We start from the raw sequence: 21,390 nt of genomic DNA on the forward strand, positions 1-21,390 counted from the left end.
ATATGGGCACGGAGCGGTCGACGGCGGACGCCGACGAACGGCGCGAGGCAGCGGGGGCGCTCATCGCGCAGGGCAAGCGGCCGACCAAGAAGTGGGCGCGGTGGAATGCGGCGATGCGCGACACGTTCTTCGCGCATCTTGCCGGAAGCTGTAACATCGCCGCGTCAGCCGCCGCGATCGGCCTTAGCCCGTCGCAGGTACAGCACCGGCGCCGGACCAACCCGCAGTTCGCGGCGCTGTGGGCGGATGCGATCGAGGCGGGCTATCAGCTGCTTGAGATGCGGATGCTCGGCTATGTCCTGGCGGGCGGTGGCGAGACGATCGCGCCCGATGATCCGAATGCGCTGGGGCCGGTGCATTGGGAGGGGGCGATCAAGCTGCTGACCATCCACCGCGCGCGGCGGGAGGGGCGCGGCAAGCCGTGCGGCCCAGCGCCCAAGGCGGCGACACGCGAGGAGACGGATGCCGCGATCGTGGCTGGGCTGGCGGCGCTGGCGGCGCGCCGGACCAGGGCGTTGCTGCCGATGGGTGGCGCATGAGCCGGCAAGGGGAGGCGATTGACGCCGTCACGGTGCTGGCCGGGCTGACGCCGGACGATCGCGACTATGTGATGCGCCGCCTGACACCGGCGATGCGGCGCGAGCTGTCGGAACGCTGGATCGGCGGGTGGGCGCGGTTGGGGCAGGCGCCGCCGGAGGGGGACTGGCGGATCTGGCTGATCCGCGCCGGGCGCGGGTTCGGCAAGACACGCGCGGGCGCGGAATGGGTGACGACGCTGGCGGCGGACAAGGATGCGGCGATCGCGCTGGTCGGCGCGACCGAGGCGGACGTGCGGCGGGTGATGATCGACGGGCCGAGCGGGCTGCGGGCAGTCGCCAAGACGGGGCGGATCCCGCGCTATACGATTCACAAGGGCGAGGTGCGCTGGCCCAATGGGGCGGTCGCCTATGTCTATTCGGCCGATGCGCCCGAGCAGCTGCGCGGGCCCGAGCATAGTGCGGCGTGGTGCGACGAGCTGGCCAAGTGGCGGCGCGGCGATGCGGCCTGGGACAATCTGATGATGGGGCTCAGGCGCGGCGCCAATCCGCGCGTGCTGGTGACGACGACGCCGCGGCCGACCAATCTGATGAAGCGCGTGTTGCGATCGAAGGGACTGGTCGAGACGCGCGGGACCACGCGCGACAATCCCTTCCTGCCGCAGGTGTTCGTCGATCATATCGAAGAGGCCTATGCCGGCACGGCGCTGGGCCGTCAGGAACTGGACGGCGAGATGGTGGAGGATCTGGCCGGCGCCTTGTGGTCTCGCGCGCTGCTGGAAACGTGCCGGGGCGACGTGCCCGACGATCTGGTGCGCGTCGTGGTCGGCGTCGATCCGCCGGCGGGGGGACTGGAGGACGGCGCGACGGGCGATGCCTGCGGGATCGTCGCGGTCGGGCTGGACGGCGATGGCGTCGCGCATGTGCTGGACGACGCGAGCGTCTCCGCCGCGTCGCCCGAGGGCTGGGCGCGTGCGGTGGCGGGTTGCGCCGCGCAACATCGCGCTGACCGGGTGGTGGCGGAGGCGAACCAGGGCGGCGCGATGGTGCGATCGGTGCTGATGGCCGCTGACGTGACGCTGCCGCTGACGCTGGTGCGCGCGAGCCGGGGGAAGGTGGCACGGGCCGAGCCGGTGGCGACACTCTACGCGCGCGGGCGGGTGCGGCATTGCGGGCGGTTCTCGGCGCTGGAGGACGAGATGTGCGGGCTGGTGGCCGGGGGCGGCTATCAGGGGCCGGGGCGGTCGCCGGATCGCGCGGACGCACTGGTGTGGGCGGTGAGCGAGCTGATGCTGCGGCCGCAGGGGAAGGCCGGCGTGCGGGGGCTGTAGGGCGGGGCGTCCGTATCTCGGTTCGTCATCCTAGCGCACGCCGGGACGACGAAGGGGGGCCTCGTCCCCGTGACATTACGGGAGATTCGACATGTGGTTGTTCGGGCGGAAGGGGCTGCGCGAAGGCGCGCGGCCGGCGTTGTCGCGTGGGGGCGCGGGCGTGTCCTTGGGGGAGTGGCCGCGCAGCTATGAAGCGCAGGTGCGCGAGGCCTATGCGGGCAATGCGATCGCGCAGCGGGCGGTGAAGCTGGTCGCGGAAAGCGTGGCGGGTGCGCCTGTGGTGGCGAGCGTGCCCGACATGATGGCGTTGCTGGCGGCGCGATCGGGCGGGCAGGTGCTGCTGGAGGCGGTGGCGGCGCAGCTGCTGTTGCACGGCAATGCCTATGTCCAGGTGCTGCGTGGTGCGGGCGAGGGGGCCGAGGGGCAGGTCGGTGCGCTGTATGCGCTGCGGCCCGAGCGGGTGAGCGTCGAGGTGGACGCGGGCGGTTGGCCGACCGCCTATCGCTATGCGGTGGGCGAGCGGCGGGTGCGGCTGGATGCGGAGGGGCCGCGGCCGGATGTGATCCATATCCGCAGCTTCAATCCGATCGACGATCATTACGGCATGGGGTGCTTGGGTGCCGCCGCCGGGGCGGTCGCGGTCCACAATGCGGCGGGCAAGTGGAACAAGGCGCTGCTCGACAATGCGGCGCGACCGTCGGGCGCGTTGGTCTACGATCCGGGCGATGGCGCGGCGCTGTCGGCGGAACAGTTCGAGCGGCTGAAGGCGGAGATGGAGGCGGGGTTCGCGGGCGCGACCAACGCCGGGCGACCGATGCTGCTGGAAGGGGGCCTGAAGTGGCAGGCGCTGTCGTTGTCACCCGCCGACATGGATTTCGTCGGGCTGAAGGCGGCGGCGGCGCGCGAGATCGCGCTGGCGTTCGGCGTGCCGCCGATGCTGCTGGGGCTGCCGGGCGACGCGACCTACGCCAATTATCGCGAGGCGAACCGGGCGCTGTGGCGGCTGACGGTGTTGCCGCTGGCGGGGACGATCCTGACCGCCTTGGCGCAAGGGCTGGGGGGCTGGTTCGAGGGGGCGGCGCTGTCGGTCGATCTGGATCGCGTGCCGGCGCTGGCGGAGGATCGCGAGCGATTGTGGCGCAGCGTATCGGGCGCCGACTTCCTGAGCGTCGAGGAGAAACGGGCGATGCTGGGAGTGGGGGCATGAGCGGGCCGGCACAGGATACGGGGGTGCTCGCGCAGCTGATGGCGCAGGCGGCGCGCGAGGGCGCGGACCTGGCGACGATGCGCGGCATTGCCGAGGAGGCGGGCGAGCTGTCGGCGATGCGCGCGCTGACCCGGCTGGGCCTCAGCGACGAGGCGGCGCGGGGGGACCTTGCCGAACTGCGCGAGCTGCTGGGGGCGTGGCGCGATGCCAAACGGTCGGCGTGGAAGGCGGCGGCGGGGTGGTGCGTGCGGCTGGCGGGTGCGCTGTTGCTGACGGGGCTGGCGGTGAAGCTGGGCTTCGGCGGGTGGCTGGAGTGAGGTTCGCTGGGTACGCCGCGGTGTTCGATCGCGTCGATCGGGCGGGGGATGTGGTGCGGGCGGGGGCCTTTGCGGGGGTGGGGCCCGTGCCGCTGCTGTGGCAGCATCGTGGGCGCGCGGTGGGGCGGATCGACGTTTTGGCCGAAGACGCGCGCGGGCTGCTGGTCGCGGGGGTGATCGACGATGCGGAGGTTGCGAGGATGGTGAGCTGCCGGGCGCTGGATGGCCTGTCGGTCGGCTATCGCCCCATGGTGGTGCGGCAGGGTGCGCGGCGCGAGCTGCTGCGCGTGGCGCTGGCCGAGGTGAGTCTGGTGGTGGTGCCGATGCAGCCGCTCGCGCGGATCACGCAGGTCGGCTGATTTCGGTCGGCGGGCCGACACCGCCCTCAGAATGTTTCAACGAGGAGAAGACGTATGGACGTGGTCGAAAGGCCGGCGCTGGATGGCGCGCGCGTGGAGCAGACGGACGGGGCGTTCGCAGGCTTCGTGCGGACGGGGACGGTGCTGGAGATGAAGGCCTTCACCGGCGTCACCGGCGATGCGGGCGGCTATGCCGTGCCGCGCGAGGTGGATGGTGAGATCGCGCGGGTGCTGAAGGGCATCTCGCCGATCCGCGCGATCGCCAACGTGGTGACGGTGGGGTCGGCGGGCTATCGCAAGCTGATCACCACCGGCGGCACGCCGTCGGGCTGGGCGGCGGAGACGGCGGCGCGGCCGGAGACGGCGAGCCCGGTGTTCGCCGAACTGGTGCCGCCGATGGGCGAGCTGTACGCCAACCCCTCCGCCAGCCAGGCGATGCTGGACGATGCGGCGTTCGACGTCGAGGCGTGGCTGGCGGGCGAGATCGCGACCGAGTTCGCGCGCGCCGAAGGGGCGGCGTTCGTCGGCGGCAATGGCGTCAACCGCCCCAAGGGGTTCCTGACCGCGCCGGTCTCCACCGCCAAGGATGCCACGCGGCCGCTGGGCACGCTGCAATATCTGCCGTCGGGCGCGGCGGAGGATTTCGGCACGGCGCCGGACGAGCGGCTGCTCGATCTGGTGCACAGCCTGCGGGCGCCATACCGGCAGGGCGCGAGCTTTGTGATGAACGCCAACACGCTGGCGCGCATCCGCAAGTTCAAGACCGCGGACGGCATGCCGCTGTGGCAGCCGAGCCTGGCGGCGGGGCAGCCGGCGACGCTGCTCGGCTATCCGGTGGTCGAGGCGGAGGACATGCCCGACATCGCCGCCAATGCGCTGAGCATCGCCTTCGGCAACTTCCAGGCGGGCTATCTGATCGCCGAACGCGGCGAGACGGCGATCCTGCGGGATCCGTACAGCAACAAGCCGTTCGTCAGCTTCTACGCGACCAAGCGCGTCGGAGGCTGCGTCGCGGACAGCGCGGCGATCAAGCTGATGAAGATTGCCACCGCCTGATGGCGCGCGGCCCCCGTCGGGATGGGTGGGGGCCGCTTTCTTTTGCGGGGAGAGCGGGATGGGAGCGGCGGCGATGCCGGCCGCGGCGGTCGCGAACGCGGCGGCTGCGACGGCGACCTATTTGCGGATCGGCGAGGCGCCCGATGCGGTGCTGCTGCGTGCGAGCGGCACGGCGTTGGGGCTGGCGGAGGCGTTCTGCGGGCAGATGCTGGTGGCGCGCGACTGTGAGGAGCGATTGCAACCGCGCGCCGGGTGGCAGCGGCTGGCGGCGATGCCGGTGCGGGGGATTACCGGCGGCACCGGGCTGGGGATCGATATCGATGCGGGCGGGGTCGGCTGGGTGAGGGTCGATGGCGGCGAGATGGTGGTGCGCTATTCGGCCGGCTTGGCGGCGGCGTGGGAGGCGCTGCCCGAGGCGGTGATGCAGGGCGTGGTGCTGCTGGCGGCGCATCTGTTCGAGCGGCGCGATGGCGATGCGATGCCGCCCGCGGCGGTGGCGGCGCTGTGGCGGCCGTATCGGCGGATGCGGCTGAGCATGGAGGCGCGGCCATGAGCGCCGGCGTGGTGCTGCACGCGGCGGTGCTGGCGCACCTGAAAGCGACGTGCCGGGTGTTCGACGCGCCGACGGCGCGGGCGGCGATGCCGGTCGCGGTGCTGGGCGAGGCGGTGCTGGGCGCCAGCGATGCGGCGGGCGTGAGCGGGCGGACCGGCACGATCGCGGTCGACTATGTCGACACGGGCGAAAGCCCGGCGCGGCTGCGCGCGCTGGTCGGCGCGGTCGAGACGGCGGCGGCGGGCGTGCCGCGGGGCCTGGGCGAAGGGTGGCAGCTGACGGGGCTGCGGCTGACCAAAAGCCGGATCCAGCGCGGCAAAGGCGATCGCTGGGTCGCGTCGAGCGAGTTCGCGGTGCGGATGTACCGGGTTCAATAACAGGAGAATCGTGATGGCGGTGGAACGGGGCAGTGCGTTCCTGCTGAAGGTCGGCGATGGGGCGGCGACGCCGGCCTTCGCAACGGTGGCGGGGCTGCGCACGACGCAATTGAGCGTCAACGGCGAAGCGGTGGTGGTGACGACCAAGGATTCGGGCGGCTGGCGGCAGCTACTGTCGGGCGCGGGCGTGCGCAGCGTCAGCGTGAGCGGCGCGGGCGTCTTCACCGGATCGGCGGCGGAGACGCGGATCAAGGCGAGCGCGCTCGGCGGTACGATCGACGATTACCGGCTGAGCTTCGAGAGCGGCGACAGCATGACCGGCCGGTTCCTGGTCACGCGGCTGGATTATGCCGGCGATTTCAATGGCGAGCGGTCGTACACGATCGCGCTGGAAAGCTCCGGCCCGGTGGTGGCGGCATGAGCGGGGCCAATGAGGCGCGCCCCGCCAATGAAGCCAGGGGGGAATGCGCGGTGCGGGTCAACGGGTGCGACCTGGTGTTGCGGCCGAGCTTTCAGGCTTTGGTCGCGGCGGAGGCGGAGCTGGGGCCGTTGTTCGAACTGGTCGAGCGCGCGGCGGCGGGGAAGCTGGGGTTCGGCGAGCTGGTCGCGCTGTTCTGGCACTGCCTGCGCGAAGTGCCGGAAGAGGTGACGCGCGAGGTGCTGGGCGAGGCGCTGGCGGCGCTGGGGCTCGCCCGGCTGACGCCGGTGCTGCGCGTGCTGCTCGGCCAGATCCTGGCCGGGCGGTGAGCGACTTCCGGATGAGTGCGGTGCGGCTGGCGGGCTTTGCCGGGGCGGCGTTGGGCTGGACGCCCGATGCCTTCTGGCGGGCGACGCCGGCCGAACTGGCGGCAGTGGTGACGGCGGCGAGTGGTGGCGGTGCGGCGGCGGTGACGCCGCCCGATGCCACGACGATCGCCGCGATGCGGAGGGCCGATCCCGATGGATGAGGTGGAGCGGATGGCGGTGGGCATGCGCGCCGACACCGCGGGTTTCGCGCGCGAGGTGGAAACGATGCGCGCGACGCTGGAGGGCGAGCTGGGCGCGGGGGCCGAGCAGGCAGGGCGGTCGATCGAGCGGGCGCTGCTGCGCGCGGCGCGGACCGGGCAGTTCGGGTTCGACGACCTGAAGGCGACCGCGCTGGGCGTGCTGGCGGAGATCGCGCGCGCGGCGGTGCGCGGCGGGGTGCAGGCGGCGGGCGGGGGTTCGTTGGGCGGCGTGCTGGCGGGGTTGCTTGGCGGGTTGCCGGGGCGGGCGACCGGCGGGCCGGTGACACCGGGGCGCGGCTATGTCGTCGGCGAGCGCGGGCCGGAGGTGTTCGTGCCGACGACGAGCGGGCGGGTGGAAGCGGCGGTTCCCGCGGCGGCGCGGGATGTGCGGGTGACGATCCATGTGCAGGCGGGGGCGGGGGACGCGCCGGCGGCGCTGCAGCGATCGAGCCGACAGGTGGTGCGCGCGGTGCGGGCGGCGTTGGAGGGGTAGGGGCGGCCAGTGTCGCTTCGTCACCCCGGACTCGTTCCGGGGTCCACTGGGCCACGGGGGGATGGTGGAGCCTCTGGCGATCCCCCTCGCCGCGGAGTGGACCCCGGAACGAGTCCGGGGTGACGGGATGGGTGGGGAGCGGTTCCGAACCTCGCCGGCCGTCCCCAATTATGGAGACACATCATGGCGCATTGGCTGTGTTCGCAGCGGGTGGAGCAGGAGGCGGGTGTGCTCAGCCGGTTCGATCCGCGATTCTGGACGGTCAATTTCCCGCGGCCGATGATGGCGGCGGTGACCAATCCGGCGCCGGATGCGCTGCGGGTGGATGCCGTCTTCTATCGGCGGAGCGATCTGGCCGGGCTGATCTGGGAGGCGGAGGATCGGTTCGACCATCCGCTGCTGCGGTACGAGACGGCGCGGGATTTTCGGGGCTGTCGGCTCCGGTTCCGCTGGCGGTCGGCGGGGGTGAAGCCGCTGGACGCGATCCGGGGGCCGACACTTACGATCGAGGGGCGCGATGCGGCGGGCAAGGCGCGCGTGTGGCATGTGCGGCTGTGGAATTATGCGACCGGCAACCCGGAGGATGCCAGTGTCGTGATCGACTTTGCGAGCGTCGTGGGCGGCGTTGCGCTGCCGAGCGAGGCGGACCCGGTATGGGCGGGCGATGTCGACCGGATGTTCGTATCGCTGGTCGCGCCCGAGTTCGACGAGACCGACGTGCCGCTGGCCGCAGCGCAGGAGGCGTGGGTCGAGCTGACCGGGATGGCGTGCGAGGGGCCGGGGGCGGTGATCGGCATCGGCGAGGCGGTGCTGCCCGAACACGGCTTCCAGATCGCGAGCGGCTATGACGACAGCTATAACCTGACGCCGGCGCGGTTGCTGCGCAATGCGCTGCACCTCGGCTATCGCGGGGCGATCACGCATTATGTCGGGATGAGCCATTATTTCCGGCTCGATGCGCTGTACGGCGGCTTCTACGTCGGGCTGACCGGCGGCGTGCTGAACGTGGCGTGCGCGGCGTGGCATCGCGACTTTGCGATGCGCGCGAAGGCGCTGGGTTATGACGTCATCTGGTCGCTGAGCTACGAGCTGTTCGACGCGCATTGCTGGAACGACTGGAAGCAGCGTGCGGCCGATGGTGCGCCGGCGCTGACCGGGTGGGAGCCGCCGTCGACCCTGCTGTCGCCGTGCCAGACGAACGCGATGGCCTATCTGCGGCAGGTGGCGGCGGCCTTCGTCGGGATCGGGGTCGCGGCGGGATTGCGGCCGAAGTTCCAGATCGGCGAGCCGTGGTGGTGGACGATGCCGGACGGGCGGCCGTGCCTGTACGACGCCGCGGCCGCGGCGGCGCTGGCGCCGGTGGCGATCCCGAGCGTGCGTGGGACCATGGACGCCAGTCAGCGCGAGACGATGGATCGGGCGGGGGCGGCGCTGGCGGCCTCGACAGCGGCGCTGGCGGGATGGGTGAAAGCGGCGTTTCCGGAAACGCAGACGCTGCTGCTCACCTATCTGCCGACGGTGCTCGATCGCGCGGCGCCGGAGTTGAAGCGCGCCAATATGCCGCTGGGCTGGGCGTATCCCGCCTTCGACGTGCTGCAGCTGGAAGACTATGATTGGGTCACGGAGGGCGATGCCGCGGCGACCGCGCGGGGTGTCGCCGCGGCGGAGGCGCGATTGGGCTATCCGCGCGACCGGCAGCATTACCTATCGGGCTTCGTGCTGCGCCCCGACCAGGCGGCGCAATGGGCGCTGATCGAGACGGCGGGACAGGTGGCGCGGGCGCGTGGCGTCGCATCGGTGGTGCTGTGGGCGCTGCCGCAGGTGATGCGCGACGGCTTCGTCCGCTTCGAGGGAGAGGCTGACATGCAGGACTATGACGACGTGCTGTTCCCGTTGGCGCTGGGGCGCGAGGCGGAGGTGGCGCCGGCCTTTTCCACCGCGATCCTGACCGCGGCGGGCGGCGCGGAGCAGCGCAGCGCGGGTTGGGCGGAGGCGCGGACGAGCTATGACGTCGGACCGGGCATACGGTCGGAGGCGGATATCGCGACGTTGCTCGCCTTCTTCCGCGCGCGGATGGGGCCGGCGCGGGCGTTCCGGCTGCGCGACCCGTTCGATGCGAGCGGCGTGGACGAGGTGATCGGGACGGGTGACGGTGCGGTGCGGCGGTTCGAGCTGGTCCGCCATTACGGCGCGGCGACGCGGCGGATCGTGCGGCCGGTGGCGGGCAGCGTGCGGATTGGCGTGGATGGCGTTGCGACGCAGGGCTTCAGCGTCGAGGCCGATGGCGTGGTGGTGCTCGACACGGCGCCGGCCAAGGGTGCGGTGGTGCGGGCGAGCTTCACCTTCGACGTGATGGTGCGCTTTGCCGAGGATCGGCTGCGGGTGGCGCGATCGACGTTCCTGGCGGGCGAGGCGGTGTCGGTGCCGCTGATCGAGGTGCGCGGGTGAGCGCGCTGTCGTGCATCGCGCTGTGCTGGCGGGTGGAGCGGCGCGACGGGGTCGCGATCGGGCTGACGACGCACGATCGCGATGTGACCGTCGACGGCCTGATCCATCGCGCCGCGCCGGGCATGGTGCCGTCGGCGATCGAGCGCTCCGACGGGCTGGAGGCGGATACGATGGATATCGGCGGGGCGCTGACTAGCGCGGCGATCGGCGAGGCGGACCTGCTCGCCGGGCGCTGGGACGGGGCGCGGGTGCGGGTGTTCGCGGTCGACTGGGAGACGGGCGCGCGGCTGGCCGAACTGGGCGAGGGGCGGATCGGCGCGGTCGAGCTGACCGACCATGGCTTTACCGCGGAGCTGGCGGGCGTGAGCGCGGCGCTGGCGCGCGCGGTGGTGGAGGAAACGTCCGCCGAATGCCGCGCCGATTTGGGCGATGCGCGCTGCCGCGTCGCGATGGCGGGGCGGCGGCGGTTCGCGCGGGTGGTGTCGGCGGTCGAGCGGGTGGTGACGCTGGACGCGGGCGAGCCGGTAGCGGGCGCCTATGCGGGCGGCGTGCTGCGCTGGTTCGGGGGCGGCAATGCGGGCCTGTCGCAGGGGATCGATGCGTCGGACGGCGCGACGGTGACGCTGCGCGCGGCGCCCGCTTTTGCTGTGGCGACGGGGACGTTGGTCGAGGTGAGCGAGGGATGCGACAAGAGCTTCGCCACCTGTGTGGCGCGGTTCGGCAATGGCGTGAACTTTCGCGGCGAGCCGCATCTGCCGGGGATCGACCTGCTGACGCGCTATCCTGGTGGGTGACGGCGCGGCGGATGCGGTTGCGGCCGCCGCGCTGGCGTTGGTCGGCACCCGGTTCCGGTTGCACGGGCGGGATGCGCTGCATGGGCTCGATTGCATCGGGGTGATTGCGGCGGCGCTGCGGGGTGCCGGCTGGGAGGGGGAGGTGCCGAGCGGCTATCCCCTGCGTGGCGGCGATCCGGCGCTGGTGGCGGCGGGCTTCGATGCGGTGCTCGCGCGGGGCGACGGAAGGCGAGCGGGCGATGTGCTGCTGTTCGCGGTGGGCCCGGGGCAGATTCACGGTGCGGTGAAGACGGCGGCGGGCTTCGTCCATGCCGATGCGGGATTGCGCCGCGTGGTCGAGCGGCCGGGAGCGGCGGAGTGGCCGCTGATCGGGGCATGGCGCTATATCAGGGGAGGGGCGGATGGCGACGCTGGTACTGACGACGGTCGGGCGGGCGATCGGCGGACCGACCGGGGGTGCGCTGGGTGCGCTGGCGGGGCAGGCGATCGACGGGCGATTGTTCCGCGGGGCGGCGCGCGAGGGGCCGCGGCTGAGCGACCTGTCGGTGCAGACATCGAGCTATGGCACGCCGATTCCCAAATTGTTCGGCACGATCCGGGTGGCGGGAACGGTGATCTGGTCGACCGACCTGATCGAGACGCGCACGACCAGCCGCGGCGGCAAGGGGCAGCCGGGGACCAACACCTATAGTTATAGCGTGTCCTTCGCCGTCGCGCTGTCGGCGCGGCCGATCCGCAGCGTGCGGCGGATCTGGGCGGAGGGCAAGCTGCTGCGTGGGGCGGCGGGCGACTGGAAAAGCGTGACGGGGTTTCGCTTGCACACCGGCGGCGAAGATCAGGCGGTCGATCCGCTGATCGCTTCGGCCCTGGGGGCGGTGCCGGCGTATCGCGGCATCGCTTATGCGGTGTTCGAGGGGATGCAACTGGCCGATTACGGCAACCGCATCCCGTCGCTGACCTTCGAGGTGGAGGCCGACGCGGCGCCGGTGGCAAGCGGGGCGGTCGCGGCAGCGCTGGCGCCCGAGGTGCGCGGCGGGGGCGGGGTGATGCTGGGCGGCTTTGCCGCCTCGGGCGCGAGCGTGCGCGGCGTGCTAGAGACGCTGACGACGATCGATGGCGGCTGGTGGCGGGCGGAGGGCGCGACGCTGGTGCGGAGCGATGCCGGCGGGGCGGCGGTGGCGATCGCCGATACCGGCAAGGAACGCAGGCGCAGCGTCGCGGCGGCGGGCGGAACCGCGCGAGAGGTGGCGGTGGCGCATCATGACCCGGCGCGGGACTATCAGATCGGCGTGCAGCGCGTGCGGCGGCCGGGGGCGGGCCAGGCGGTCGATCGTGTCGATCTGCCGGCGGTGCTAGACGCGAGTGAGGCGAAGCGCGTGGCGGCGGCGCTGCTGGCGCGGAGCGAGAGCGAGCGGACGCGGCGACGGGTAACGCTGGGGCGCGAAGGGCTGGGGATTGCGCCGGGTGCGATCGTGACGATCGCCGGAGAGGCGGGGCGGTGGCGCGTGGCGCAGGCGGCGATGGCCGGACTGGCGACGACGCTGGACCTGGTGCCGCTGGCGCCGGCCGCCTTGTCGGTGCGGGCAAGCAGCGGAACGGTTGCGGGGGCGGCGGACGTGCGCATCGGGCGGACGCTGCTGGTCGCCGCGGAATGGCCGGGGCTGGAGGACACGCCGCTAAGCCAGCCGCGGGTATCGGTTCTGGCCTGTGGCGAGGGGGCGGGGTGGCGACAGGCGGCGCTGCTCTACAGCCTCGACGATGGCGCCAGCTGGACGGGTGCGGGCGGGACGGCGGCGCCCGCGACGATCGGGGTGATCGAGGGGGTGCCGGAGGTAGCGTCTCCCTGGCTGATCGATTCGCGCAGCCGGGTGATCGTGCGGCTGATGCGGGCGGACATGGTGCTCGGCGATGCCGACGCGACGCGGCTGGCGCAGGGTGGCAATCTGGCGCTGGTCGGTGACGAGCTGATCCGGTTCGCGCTCGCTGAGCCGCTGGGTGCGGGGCGCTGGGCGTTGACCGGGCTGCGACGGGGCGTGCGGGGAACCGAGGCGGCGATCGGCACGCAGCGGCCGGGCGATCGCTTCGCGCTGATCAAACGCGATGCGGTGGCGTCGATCGACCTGCCGGTGACGGCGATCGGGCGAAGCGTGCGGTTGATGGCCAGCGGCGTCGGCGATGCCGCCGCGCCCGCCACCGCCGCGGTGATCGTGACCGGCGCGTCCGTGGCGCCGCCATCGCCGGTGCATCTGGGGTTGCAGCGTGATGCGGGCGGCGGGCGGCGGCTCGGCTGGATCCGGCGCAGTCGCGCGGGGTGGACCTGGCGCGATGGGCTCGACGCGGCCGTGGGGGAAGAGGGCGAACGCTATCGCGTCACGATCGAGCGGCCTGATGGCGGCGTGCGCAGCGTCGAGACGATTGCGCCGACACTGTCGATCGAGGCAGGCGATGCCGGTGCCGTCGTCACCGTCGTGCAACAGGGAACGCTCGCGATCTCGCCGCCGGGGCACGTGACATTTTCCGATCTGGGAGCTTGATCGATGAACAGTCTGACGACGTCGCGATTCGCCCTGCCGCTGCTGGCGGCGGGGCAGGCCGACAAGGAACTAACGCACAATGAGGCGCTGACGCGGATCGATATGCTGTTGCACCCGGTCGTGCAGGCGGTCGGGCTGTCGGTTCCGCCGACGACGCCCGGTGTTGGGCAATGCTGGGTTGTCGGAGCCAATCCGACCGGCGCGTGGGCGGGCCAGGCTAATCGACTGGCGGGCTGGAGCGAGGGGGGATGGCGCTTCGTCGACCCGCGGGAGGCACTCGTCGTATGGGATGTTTCGCAAGCGATACCAATCGCTTATCGGGGAGGGCTGTGGCAAGAAAGTGACGTCCACGGGGCGCGCCTGACGGTGGGCGGGCAGCAGGTCGTCGGCAGCCGCAAGGGCGCGATCGCCGACCCGCAGGGCGGAGGCACGATCGACGATGTCGCCCGCTCCACCCTGGTCGCGATCCTTGCCGCGCTGCGCGGCCACGGTCTGATCGGCACCAGCTGACCTGTGACATTGGCGCAACAGTTCCAACCTTTTGTCGGCTTGCGTGGAAACCAACCCTCCGATAGTGAGTTTGCGCTGTCCGTAGTGACACTCAAGAAAGGGGACTTCTATGCGGAAGCTTGCCGTCGTTCTGGCACTGGCCTCCACCGCACTCGCCACTCCCGCCCTCGCCCGCGACAAGTCGTGGTACGTCGGCGTCGAAGGCGGTGCGATGATCGTCGAAGACATCAACTATGACATCGGCGCGTCGCGCAATGCGGCCACCGTCGATCACAACTATGGCTATGACGTCGATGGCGTGATCGGCTACGATTTCGGCGGGTTCCGCGTCGAAACCGAAGTCGGCTATCGCAGCGCGACCGTCGATGGCTACACCTCGACGCTGACCACCCCGGCGTACACGTCGACGGGCGCTCTCGTGAACGCTCCGGCCGGTTCGTACAGCTATGCTGGCGGCCGCACCTCGGCGCTCAGCTTCATGCTGAACGGCCTGCTCGACTTCGGTGACGATGACGGCATCCAGGGCTTCGTCGGCGGCGGTGTCGGTGTCGCTCGCGTCAAGGCGAACTACCAGCTGAACCAGCGCGGTAACTTCGTCGACGATTCGGACACCGTGTTCGCATGGCAGGGCCTGGCGGGCGTTCGCGCTCCGCTGACCGACCACATCGACGCGACGCTGAAGTATCGCTTCTTCAACGCCGACAACGTCAAGCTGGTCGACGTGACCAACCGCACGTTCGACGGTCGCTTCCGTTCGCACAGCATCCTCGGCGGCATCACCTACAACTTCGGTTCGCCGACCCCGCCGCCGCCGCCGCCGCCGCCCGCTCCCGAGCCGGCTCCTGCGCCTGCTCCGGCTCCGGTTCCGGAACAGCCGGTCTGCTCGCCTGGTCCGTTCATCGTGTTCTTCGAATGGAACAAGTCGGACATCACGCCGGAAGCAGCGTCGATCCTCGACAACGCGGTCAGCCAGTACCAGAGCTGCAACAACGCGCAGGTCATGGTTGCGGGTTACACCGACACGTCGGGTACGCCGAAGTACAACCTGGGTCTGTCGCAGCGTCGCGCCGACTCGGTCAAGGCGTACATGACCTCGCACGCCGTCCCGGCGGCGCAGATTTCGACCGAAGCGTTCGGCGAAACCCGTCTGCGCGTTCAGACCGCCGATGGCGTTCGCGAAGTGCAGAACCGTCGCGTCGAGATCACCTACGGCCCGGGCGCTGGTCAGTAAGACCAGTCCCACCGTTGGGATACGATTGGGGAGGTCGGCGCCAGCCGGCCTCCCTTTTCGTTTGGGGTTGGTAGTCAAGCCATGCGAATCGGCCGCGACGTTCGCTTCGCACGGTCCACTCTCGTGTCGTAATGCGCTGACGATGAGGCGTTTCCGGCCCTTCCGGTTGGGAGGGTGGCAATCGCGGTCTGTTTCGCTAGAGAGCGCGTGACCGGGGATCACCCCTCCACGACGAGGTATCGATGCGCATTACGATGATCGGTTCGGGCTATGTCGGCCTGGTGTCGGGCGCCTGCTTTGCCGATTTCGGGCATGAGGTGATCTGCGTCGACAAGGACGAGGGCAAGATCGCCGCGCTGAAGGCGGGGCGGATGCCGATCTACGAGCCTGGTCTCGATACGCTGGTCGCGAGCAACGTGGCGGCAGGCCGACTGACCTTCACCACCGATCTGGCTTCGTCCGTGGCGGGCGCCGATGCGATCTTCATCGCGGTCGGCACGCCCTCGCGCCGCGGCGACGGCCATGCCGACCTCAGCTACGTCTTTGCCGCGACCGAAGAGATCGCCGCGGCGGTGACCGGCCCGACCGTCGTCGTCACCAAGTCGACCGTCCCCGTCGGCACCGGCGACAAGGTAGAGGCGATCCTGCGGGAGGAGCGCCCCGAGGTCGACGTTCAGGTCGTCTCCAACCCCGAATTCCTGCGCGAAGGCGCAGCGATCGGCGACTTCAAACGTCCCGACCGCATCGTCATCGGCACCGATGACGAGGGCGCGCAGCGGGTGATGCGCGGCGTGTACCGCCCGCTCTATCTCAACGAATCGCCGATCCTGTTCGTCAGCCGCCGGACCAGCGAGCTGATCAAATATGCGGCCAACGCCTTCCTCGCGACCAAGATCACCTTCATCAACGAGATCGCCGACCTGTGCGAGGCGGTGGGGGCGGACGTGCAGGACGTCAGCCGCGGCATCGGGCTCGACAACCGCATCGGCAAGAAATTCCTGCATGCCGGCCCGGGCTATGGCGGATCGTGCTTCCCCAAGGACACGCTGGCGCTGCTCAAGACCGCCGAGGATTTCGAAAGCCCGATCCACATCGTCGAGGCGGTGGTGAAGGTGAACGACAGCCGCAAGCGCGCGATGGGCCGCAAGGTGCTGCACGCGCTGGGCGATGCGCCCAAGGGCAAGATGGTCGCGCTGCTGGGGCTTACCTTCAAGCCCAACACTGACGACATGCGCGACGCGCCGTCGATCGCGATCGCGCAGGCGCTGCTCGACGAGGGCGTGACGGTGCGGGCCTATGATCCCGAAGGCGTCGAGCCGGCGCGGCGGATGATGCCCGACCTCACCTATTGCAGCGACGCCTATGATGCGGCCGAGGGTGCCGATGCGGTGGTGATCGTCACCGAATGGGACGCCTTCCGCGCGCTCGACCTGACGCGGCTCAAAACGCTGATGACCGCGCCGGTGCTGGTCGACCTGCGCAACGTCTACCGCCGCGACGAGGTGGAGGGCGCGGGCTTCGCTTATACCGCCGTCGGGCGGTGAGCGTCAGGCGATCGCCGGGGCGAGCCAGTCGGGGATCAGCGCATTGCCGAGCGCCTCGACCCGGCGGTGTTCGATCATGAGGCCGAGGTCGGGATAGGTCGCCCGCGTGCGATCGCCCGGCTCGTTGAGCGGCGCGACGACCAGGCGCCGGTTGACCTTGGCGCGATGGTGCATGCGCGCGGTGTTTTCCTGGCCGATGTAGCAGCCCTTGGTGAAGCTGACGCCATTGAGTTCGCGCGCGTTGCATTCGAGCCAGAGCGTCTCGCCATTGCCGAGTTCGTCGACACCTTCGGCCACGCCGAGCGACAGGCGGTGGGCCTGCCACCCGTCGACGGGTTGCGAGGGGGGCGCGATCCAGCGCTGTCCAAGCGCGGGCAGGCGGGGGTCGGCGACCCCTTCCGTCCCAGCGCGCGACCAATGCACCGCCAGCCCCGTGTCGATCGCAATCCGGATCGGCCGGCGCAGACGATAGAGCGTCAGCCGTCGGACGAGCGCCTCCGCCTGGGTCGCTTCGGCATCAAGGAGCAGATCGTCGCCATCGGCCCAGACGAGAAAATCGAACAGCGCCTTGCCCTGCGGTGTCAGCAGCGCCGCCCAGACCGGCAAGGCGCCGGCGACGTCGTTGGTGACGAGGCCTTGCAGGAAGCCGCGCACATCCTCTCCGGACAGGCGGATGACGGCGCGATCGGTGAGCGTGGTGGCGTTCATGCCACTGCACCTAGGCTGTCGCCGCCATTTTCCAAGGTGGCGACACGGCGCCGACGACGATAGGAGGGTGCATGACCGATCGCCTGACCATCCGCCGCCCCGACGACTGGCACGTTCACCTGCGCGATGGCGCGATGCTGACGCAGGTCGCACGGCATACCGCGCGGCAGTTCGGCCGGGCGATCGTGATGCCGAACCTGACCCCGCCGGTGACGAGCGTCGCGGCGGCGGAGGCGTATCGGCAGCGGATCCTGACGGAGGTCGGTGAGGGCGGGGGCTTCACGCCGCTTATGACTTGTTACCTGACCGACGGTATCGAGGCTGCGGAGATTGCGGCGGGACATGCGGCCGGCGTCTTCACCGCCTGCAAATTGTATCCGGCCCATGCGACGACCAATTCGGCGCATGGCGTCACCGATATCCGGGCGCTGACCGATGTGCTGGAGACGATGCAGCGGATCGGTATGCCGCTGCTGATCCACGGCGAGGTAACGGACAAGTCGGTCGATATCTTCGATCGCGAGGCGGTGTTCATCGAGCGCGTGCTGATGCCGCTGATCCGCGACTATCCAGCGTTGAAGGTCGTGCTGGAGCATATCACGACCGCGGAAGCGGCTGCCTTCGTCGGCGAGGTCGATCATCCGATCGCCGCGACGATCACGCCGCAGCATATCCTGATCAACCGCAACGCGATGTTCGACGGCGGTCTGCGGCCCCATGCCTATTGCCTGCCGGTGCTGAAGCGCGAGGCGCATCGGCTGGCCGTGCGGCGCGCGGCGACGTCGGGCAGTCCGCGATTCTTCCTGGGAACCGACAGCGCGCCGCACGTCGTTGGCGCAAAAGAGTCGAGCTGCGGTTGCGCAGGTATCTTCAATGCGCCCTTTGCGCTCGAGGCGTATCTGCAAGCCTTTGACGAGGATGGGGCAATCGACCGGTTCGAGGGCTTCGCATCCGAACATGGCCCGCGCTTCTACGGCCTGCCGCTGAACGAGGGCACGGTGACGCTGGTGCGCGAGACGGTGACGGTGCCCGAGCGGATCGGCGAGGGCGAGACGTCGGTCGTGCCGTTCCTGGCCGGCGATACGGTGGGATGGCGGTTCGAGGGGTAAGTCCCCGAACCCCACCCATCCGTCAGAAGGCGTCGTTGATCGAACAGGCCGCCGGGCCGAGGATGACGATGAACAGCGTCGGCAGGATGAAGAGGATCAGCGGGATCGTCATGATCGCGGGCAGGCGCGCGGCCTTTTCCTCGGCGCGCATCATGCGTTCGTTGCGAAATTCCGCCGACAGGACGCGCAAGGCCGAGGCGAGCGGCGTGCCGTATTTCTCGGTCTGGATCATCGTCGTGACCACGCCCTTGATCGCATCGAGCTCGACGCGCGTGGCGAGATTTTCGAACGCCTGACGCCGTTCGGTGAGGAAGCCCAGCTCGATCGCGGTCAGCGTGAATTCGTCGCCCAATTCGGGATAGGCGCGGCCCAGTTCCTTCGCGACGCGATGGAAGGCGGCGTCGACCGTCAGGCCGGCTTCGGCGCAGATCACCAGCAGGTCGAGCGCATCGGGCAGTCCCTTGCGGATCGCATCGGTGCGCTTGGTGATGGCGTTCTTGAGATAGATGTCGGGCGCCTTGTACGACAGCACCAGCGTCCCCGCGACCAAAGCATAGCGCTTCAACGCGGACCAATCGTCGAAGGTCGAGGTGCCGTAGACGATGAACGCCATGATCCCGCCGAATACGATCGGCAGCACCATTCGCCCGAAGATGACGCCGACCGCCCAATCCTTTGACCGGATGCCGGCGCGCATCAGCTTGAGCTGCGCTTCCTTGACTTGGCTGTCCTGCAGCACCTTCAGCGACGACAGCATCGTGCGCATCAGGTCGGTGGTGTCGTTGCGCTGGATCAGCTTGGCGCGCCGCTTGGTAGAGGCGGTGATGCCGGCCTTCAGCTGTTCGCGCCGGTCGTTCAGCGACTTGACGCGCTTGCTCATCGGGTCGCTGACCGTCGTCGCCGCGTAGATCGCGATCATCACCGCGAAAGCGGCGACGCCCGACAGGATCGTCGCGACCCACAGCACGTCGATACCCATCAGTGTCGGACCGGAAGCCTGCATGTCTCTACCCGTTCCCGCCGTCAGATTTCGAAGCTGACCATCTTGGCCATGATGAATACGCCGATGCCCATCCACAGCAGGCCGCCGAGGCCGGTGATGATGAGACGCGGGTCGACGAAGAAGTTCTGCATATAGCTCGTGTTGATGAACCAGATCATCGTGAAGACGATGAAGGGTAGCGAACCGACGATATAGGCCGACGCCTTCGATTCCGACGACATTGCGCGGATCTTGAGCTTCATCTGGCCACGCTGGCGCAGCACCGTCGCGAGGTTGGCGAGCGTTTCGGCAAGGTTGCCGCCGGTTTCGCGCTGTATCGCGATGGTGATGACGAAGAACTGGAATTCAGGCGTGCCGAGCCGATCGGCGGTGTCCTGCAACGCCGCGTCCATCGACTTGCCGATCTTCATCTTGTCGGCGACCATGCGGAATTCCTCGCCGACGGGGCCTTCCACTTCGTTGCCGACGACCTGGATCGTCTCGCTGACGGGCAGGCCGGAGCGCAGGCCGCGGACGAGCAATTCGATCGCGTCAGGGAATTTGGCGGTGAATTTGGCGATTCGGCGCTTGATGAACTGGCCGACGAGCCAATGCGGTATCCCTGCGCCGACCGCGAGGCCGAACAGGAGTGCGAGCAGCAATGGCGCGCCCTTCAGCCACAGCAGGCCGGTCATGACGGCGACCAGTCCGGCGCTGACCATGCCATATTGGCCGACCGTCCAGTCATGACCGGTCATCGCCAGTCGCTTGGCGAGCTGTTCGGGGTTGGGCAGCAGGCGGCCGAAGGCGATGTCGGACCGCGTCTGTTCACGCCCCGCCGCGATCCGCCGCATCTGCGCATCGGCGACGACGCCGCTGTCGCCGTGCCGTTCGCGCATCGCGGCGATGCGCCGCGTCTGTGCGCGCTGCGGCGAAGGGCCGGCGAACACGAACAGCACCATGCCCAGCGAGATCGTCGCGCCGAGACCCAGCATCAGAAGGGAGAACAGATCCATCGCGGCGCCCTTGCCCGACGTTATTTCTTGCTGCGCTTCGACAGCATCGCCGACATGCCGCCGAGCAAGGACTTGCTCTTGGGCTTGCCGGTGCCGCCGTCATCGTCGCCCACGACCATGTCGTCGGCGGCGTTGAGCACATGGCGGGTCAGCGCGATGATCGGCGCGATGGTGCGCGAATTCTTGCCGGCCTCGGCCAGCGGCTTGCCGAGCTTGGCCGCCTGCGCCGCGAGTTTCTGGTCGAAGGGGATCAGGAAATCGATCTTGCGTTCAATCGACCCTTCGAAATCCTTGCGGCTGATTTCGAGCTGACCGGCGGCGTGGACGCGATTGGCGACGACGGTCACCTGCGTCTGCGGCGCATTGGCCTTCAGCCAGGACAGCAGCCGGATCGTGTCGCGCGCGGCGGCGAGCGTCAGCTCGGTCACCACGACCATCGACTGCGTGTCGCGGATGAGGTGCGGGTAGAGGATCAGCATGCTGCGCGGCAGATCGACCACGGTCGCTTCGAACGCGGCGCGCATCTCTTCCTGCAATTGGAGGAAGGCGGTGCCGTCGGTCATCAGCGGCGTGTTGATCGGCGCTTCGGCGGAGAGGACGGCGAGCTTTTCGCTGGCCTTCACCATCGCGCGTTCGATGAACAGGCCGTCGATGCGGCTGGGATTTTCGATCGCGTCGGTGAGGCCGCGGCCGGGCTCCAGGTCGAGCGTCAGCGCGCCGGTGCCGAAATGCACGTCGAGGTCGAGCAGCGCGGTCGTGCGCTTTTCCTTGTCGCTGACCAGCCAGGCGAGCGAGGTCGCGATCGTCGATGCGCCGACGCCGCCGCGCGTGCCGATCACGGCAATCGCGCTATGCGGCCGGTCGAGGCTGGCCTCGATCGGCTTGGGCGCGTTGAGCATCGCATGCGCGTGGCCCAGCGATTCGCGCAGCGCGTCGGGCTGCAAGGGCTTGAGCAGATAGTCCTGGATGCCGCTCGCGATGAGGTCGCGATACAGGCGCACGTCATTCACCTGACCGGCGGCGATCACCACCGTGCCCGGCTCGCACACTTCGGCCAGCGCGTTGATATCGTTGAGCGGATCGCCCGATTCGGCGAGATCGACGAACAGGATCTGCGGGCTTGCCGAGACCGACAGCGACTGCACCGCGTTGCGCAGGCCACCCTTGTAGACCTTGTCGATCGACCAGCCCATGTCGCCGGCGATCGGGCGCAGCGCTTCGGCGCTGGCCTCGTCGCAGACATAGGCGGCGAAGGGATCGCGGCTGACGATGCCGGCCGGTTTCCACGGCGCGTTCATA

23 protein-coding genes are annotated in these 21,390 nt (G+C 69.9%); 19 read left to right on the plus strand and 4 right to left on the minus strand.

All coding sequences use genetic code 11. From position 1 onward, the window contains the following. Positions 1–2: 2 nt before the first annotated feature. The 18 genes from GGR47_RS07815 (at position 3) to GGR47_RS07900 (ending at position 16,276) form a co-directional block, all read left to right on the plus strand. Positions 3–539 (plus strand): hypothetical protein, encoded by a 537-nt coding sequence (locus GGR47_RS07815; RefSeq protein WP_147035386.1) that lies wholly within the window; start codon positions 3–5, stop codon positions 537–539. Further along, positions 536–1,867 (plus strand): DNA-packaging protein, encoded by a 1,332-nt coding sequence (locus GGR47_RS07820; protein WP_147035387.1) that lies wholly within the window; start codon positions 536–538, stop codon positions 1,865–1,867. The genes GGR47_RS07815 and GGR47_RS07820 overlap by 4 nt, the downstream gene beginning before the upstream one ends. Positions 1,868–1,958: 91 nt before the next feature. Next, complete coding sequence (locus tag GGR47_RS07825; protein WP_147035389.1) at positions 1,959–3,074, plus strand: phage portal protein; 1,116 nt, start codon at positions 1,959–1,961, stop codon at positions 3,072–3,074. Then, a complete protein-coding gene (locus GGR47_RS07830; protein WP_043060828.1) occupies positions 3,071–3,391 on the plus strand; it encodes a DUF6127 family protein in 321 nt (106 codons plus the stop codon). The genes GGR47_RS07825 and GGR47_RS07830 overlap by 4 nt, the downstream gene beginning before the upstream one ends. Continuing rightward, positions 3,388–3,750, plus strand: a complete 363-nt coding sequence (locus GGR47_RS07835; RefSeq protein WP_147035391.1) for an HK97 family phage prohead protease — start codon at positions 3,388–3,390, stop codon at positions 3,748–3,750. The genes GGR47_RS07830 and GGR47_RS07835 overlap by 4 nt, the downstream gene beginning before the upstream one ends. A gap of 54 nt (positions 3,751–3,804) precedes the next feature. Next, positions 3,805–4,806, plus strand: coding sequence for a phage major capsid protein (locus GGR47_RS07840; protein WP_147035393.1), 1,002 nt, complete (start codon positions 3,805–3,807; stop codon positions 4,804–4,806). 73 nt (positions 4,807–4,879) lie between these two features. Continuing rightward, positions 4,880–5,359: a head-tail connector protein gene (locus GGR47_RS07845; RefSeq protein WP_147035395.1), complete on the plus strand. Its 480-nt coding sequence runs from the start codon at positions 4,880–4,882 to the stop codon at positions 5,357–5,359. Next, a complete protein-coding gene (gp17, locus tag GGR47_RS07850) occupies positions 5,356–5,736 on the plus strand; it encodes a tail completion protein gp17 (RefSeq protein ID WP_147035397.1) in 381 nt (126 codons plus the stop codon). The genes GGR47_RS07845 and gp17 overlap by 4 nt, the downstream gene beginning before the upstream one ends. Before the next feature lie 13 nt (positions 5,737–5,749). After that, entirely contained in the window at positions 5,750–6,157 is a 408-nt protein-coding gene (locus GGR47_RS07855) for a phage major tail protein, TP901-1 family (RefSeq protein ID WP_147035399.1), read from the plus strand. After that, complete coding sequence (locus GGR47_RS07860; RefSeq protein WP_147035401.1) at positions 6,154–6,483, plus strand: gene transfer agent family protein; 330 nt, start codon at positions 6,154–6,156, stop codon at positions 6,481–6,483. The genes GGR47_RS07855 and GGR47_RS07860 overlap by 4 nt, the downstream gene beginning before the upstream one ends. Positions 6,484–6,494: 11 nt before the next feature. Then, positions 6,495–6,683: a phage tail assembly chaperone gene (locus GGR47_RS07865; protein ID WP_147035405.1), complete on the plus strand. Its 189-nt coding sequence runs from the start codon at positions 6,495–6,497 to the stop codon at positions 6,681–6,683. Further along, positions 6,676–7,215: a tail tape measure protein gene (locus GGR47_RS07870; protein ID WP_183949490.1), complete on the plus strand. Its 540-nt coding sequence runs from the start codon at positions 6,676–6,678 to the stop codon at positions 7,213–7,215. The genes GGR47_RS07865 and GGR47_RS07870 overlap by 8 nt, the downstream gene beginning before the upstream one ends. Positions 7,216–7,398: 183 nt before the next feature. Then, on the plus strand, positions 7,399–9,663 hold the full coding sequence (locus tag GGR47_RS07875) for a DUF2460 domain-containing protein (protein ID WP_147036909.1): 2,265 nt from the start codon (positions 7,399–7,401) through the stop codon (positions 9,661–9,663). Continuing rightward, positions 9,660–10,457: a DUF2163 domain-containing protein gene (locus tag GGR47_RS07880; RefSeq protein WP_147036910.1), complete on the plus strand. Its 798-nt coding sequence runs from the start codon at positions 9,660–9,662 to the stop codon at positions 10,455–10,457. Before GGR47_RS07875 ends, GGR47_RS07880 begins: the two co-directional genes overlap by 4 nt. Positions 10,458–10,858: 401 nt before the next feature. Continuing rightward, positions 10,859–12,991, plus strand: a complete 2,133-nt coding sequence (locus GGR47_RS07885; protein ID WP_147036911.1) for a phage tail protein — start codon at positions 10,859–10,861, stop codon at positions 12,989–12,991. Positions 12,992–12,994: 3 nt separating this feature from the next. Continuing rightward, on the plus strand, positions 12,995–13,501 hold the full coding sequence (locus tag GGR47_RS07890; RefSeq protein WP_147036912.1) for a DUF2793 domain-containing protein: 507 nt from the start codon (positions 12,995–12,997) through the stop codon (positions 13,499–13,501). 109 nt (positions 13,502–13,610) lie between these two features. After that, entirely contained in the window at positions 13,611–14,732 is a 1,122-nt protein-coding gene (locus GGR47_RS07895; RefSeq protein WP_147036913.1) for an OmpA family protein, read from the plus strand. Between the two features lie 242 nt (positions 14,733–14,974). After that, positions 14,975–16,276, plus strand: coding sequence for a UDP-glucose dehydrogenase family protein (locus tag GGR47_RS07900; RefSeq protein ID WP_147036914.1), 1,302 nt, complete (start codon positions 14,975–14,977; stop codon positions 16,274–16,276). Positions 16,277–16,279: 3 nt separating this feature from the next. Here GGR47_RS07900 and ygfZ read toward each other — a convergent pair whose 3' ends face one another. Further along, positions 16,280–16,984, minus strand: coding sequence for a CAF17-like 4Fe-4S cluster assembly/insertion protein YgfZ (gene ygfZ, locus GGR47_RS07905; protein ID WP_147036915.1), 705 nt, complete (start codon positions 16,982–16,984; stop codon positions 16,280–16,282). Between the two features lie 71 nt (positions 16,985–17,055). Here ygfZ and pyrC point away from each other — a divergent pair, with 71 nt between their 5' ends. Further along, the gene (gene pyrC, locus GGR47_RS07910; RefSeq protein WP_147036916.1) at positions 17,056–18,093 is read left to right on the plus strand and encodes a dihydroorotase; all 1,038 of its coding nucleotides are present in this window, start codon (positions 17,056–17,058) and stop codon (positions 18,091–18,093) included. A 22-nt stretch (positions 18,094–18,115) separates the two neighbouring features. On the opposite strand, the gene GGR47_RS07915 is transcribed toward pyrC, so the two are convergent. The 3 genes from GGR47_RS07915 to GGR47_RS07925 are packed head-to-tail and all read right to left on the minus strand — an operon-like array spanning position 18,116 to position 21,389. Next, on the minus strand, positions 18,116–19,096 hold the full coding sequence (locus GGR47_RS07915; RefSeq protein ID WP_024310354.1) for a type II secretion system F family protein: 981 nt from the start codon (positions 19,094–19,096) through the stop codon (positions 18,116–18,118). A gap of 20 nt (positions 19,097–19,116) precedes the next feature. Further along, on the minus strand, positions 19,117–20,091 hold the full coding sequence (locus GGR47_RS07920; RefSeq protein ID WP_147036917.1) for a type II secretion system F family protein: 975 nt from the start codon (positions 20,089–20,091) through the stop codon (positions 19,117–19,119). 20 nt (positions 20,092–20,111) lie between these two features. Continuing rightward, complete coding sequence (locus tag GGR47_RS07925) at positions 20,112–21,389, minus strand: P-loop NTPase family protein (RefSeq protein WP_017980053.1); 1,278 nt, start codon at positions 21,387–21,389, stop codon at positions 20,112–20,114. Between the last annotated feature and the right edge of the window lies 1 nt (position 21,390).

Origin of the sequence: Sphingomonas aquatilis, assembly GCF_014196115.1 — a bacterium.
GTDB classification, from domain to species: domain Bacteria; phylum Pseudomonadota; class Alphaproteobacteria; order Sphingomonadales; family Sphingomonadaceae; genus Sphingomonas; species Sphingomonas aquatilis.

Bases quoted from the DNA above. Each gene is read 5' to 3' on its own strand.
- GGR47_RS07915 (WP_024310354.1), bottom strand. From the start codon at position 19,096: ATGCAGGCTTCCGGTCCGACACTGATGGGTATCGACGTGCTGTGGGTC.
- GGR47_RS07885 (WP_147036911.1), top strand. From the start codon at position 10,859: ATGGCGACGCTGGTACTGACGACGGTCGGGCGGGCGATCGGCGGACCG.
- GGR47_RS07855 (WP_147035399.1), top strand. From the start codon at position 5,750: ATGGCGGTGGAACGGGGCAGTGCGTTCCTGCTGAAGGTCGGCGATGGG.
- GGR47_RS07845 (WP_147035395.1), top strand. From the start codon at position 4,880: ATGCCGGCCGCGGCGGTCGCGAACGCGGCGGCTGCGACGGCGACCTAT.
- GGR47_RS07865 (WP_147035405.1), top strand. From the start codon at position 6,495: ATGAGTGCGGTGCGGCTGGCGGGCTTTGCCGGGGCGGCGTTGGGCTGG.
- pyrC (WP_147036916.1), top strand. From the start codon at position 17,056: ATGACCGATCGCCTGACCATCCGCCGCCCCGACGACTGGCACGTTCAC.
- GGR47_RS07830 (WP_043060828.1), top strand. From the start codon at position 3,071: ATGAGCGGGCCGGCACAGGATACGGGGGTGCTCGCGCAGCTGATGGCG.
- GGR47_RS07825 (WP_147035389.1), top strand. From the start codon at position 1,959: ATGTGGTTGTTCGGGCGGAAGGGGCTGCGCGAAGGCGCGCGGCCGGCG.
- GGR47_RS07870 (WP_183949490.1), top strand. From the start codon at position 6,676: ATGGATGAGGTGGAGCGGATGGCGGTGGGCATGCGCGCCGACACCGCG.
- GGR47_RS07860 (WP_147035401.1), top strand. From the start codon at position 6,154: ATGAGCGGGGCCAATGAGGCGCGCCCCGCCAATGAAGCCAGGGGGGAA.
- GGR47_RS07890 (WP_147036912.1), top strand. From the start codon at position 12,995: ATGAACAGTCTGACGACGTCGCGATTCGCCCTGCCGCTGCTGGCGGCG.
- GGR47_RS07820 (WP_147035387.1), top strand. From the start codon at position 536: ATGAGCCGGCAAGGGGAGGCGATTGACGCCGTCACGGTGCTGGCCGGG.
- GGR47_RS07925 (WP_017980053.1), bottom strand. From the start codon at position 21,389: ATGAACGCGCCGTGGAAACCGGCCGGCATCGTCAGCCGCGATCCCTTC.
- ygfZ (WP_147036915.1), bottom strand. From the start codon at position 16,984: ATGAACGCCACCACGCTCACCGATCGCGCCGTCATCCGCCTGTCCGGA.
- GGR47_RS07920 (WP_147036917.1), bottom strand. From the start codon at position 20,091: ATGGATCTGTTCTCCCTTCTGATGCTGGGTCTCGGCGCGACGATCTCG.
- gp17 (WP_147035397.1), top strand. From the start codon at position 5,356: ATGAGCGCCGGCGTGGTGCTGCACGCGGCGGTGCTGGCGCACCTGAAA.
- GGR47_RS07900 (WP_147036914.1), top strand. From the start codon at position 14,975: ATGCGCATTACGATGATCGGTTCGGGCTATGTCGGCCTGGTGTCGGGC.
- GGR47_RS07875 (WP_147036909.1), top strand. From the start codon at position 7,399: ATGGCGCATTGGCTGTGTTCGCAGCGGGTGGAGCAGGAGGCGGGTGTG.
- GGR47_RS07815 (WP_147035386.1), top strand. From the start codon at position 3: ATGGGCACGGAGCGGTCGACGGCGGACGCCGACGAACGGCGCGAGGCA.
- GGR47_RS07840 (WP_147035393.1), top strand. From the start codon at position 3,805: ATGGACGTGGTCGAAAGGCCGGCGCTGGATGGCGCGCGCGTGGAGCAG.
- GGR47_RS07895 (WP_147036913.1), top strand. From the start codon at position 13,611: ATGCGGAAGCTTGCCGTCGTTCTGGCACTGGCCTCCACCGCACTCGCC.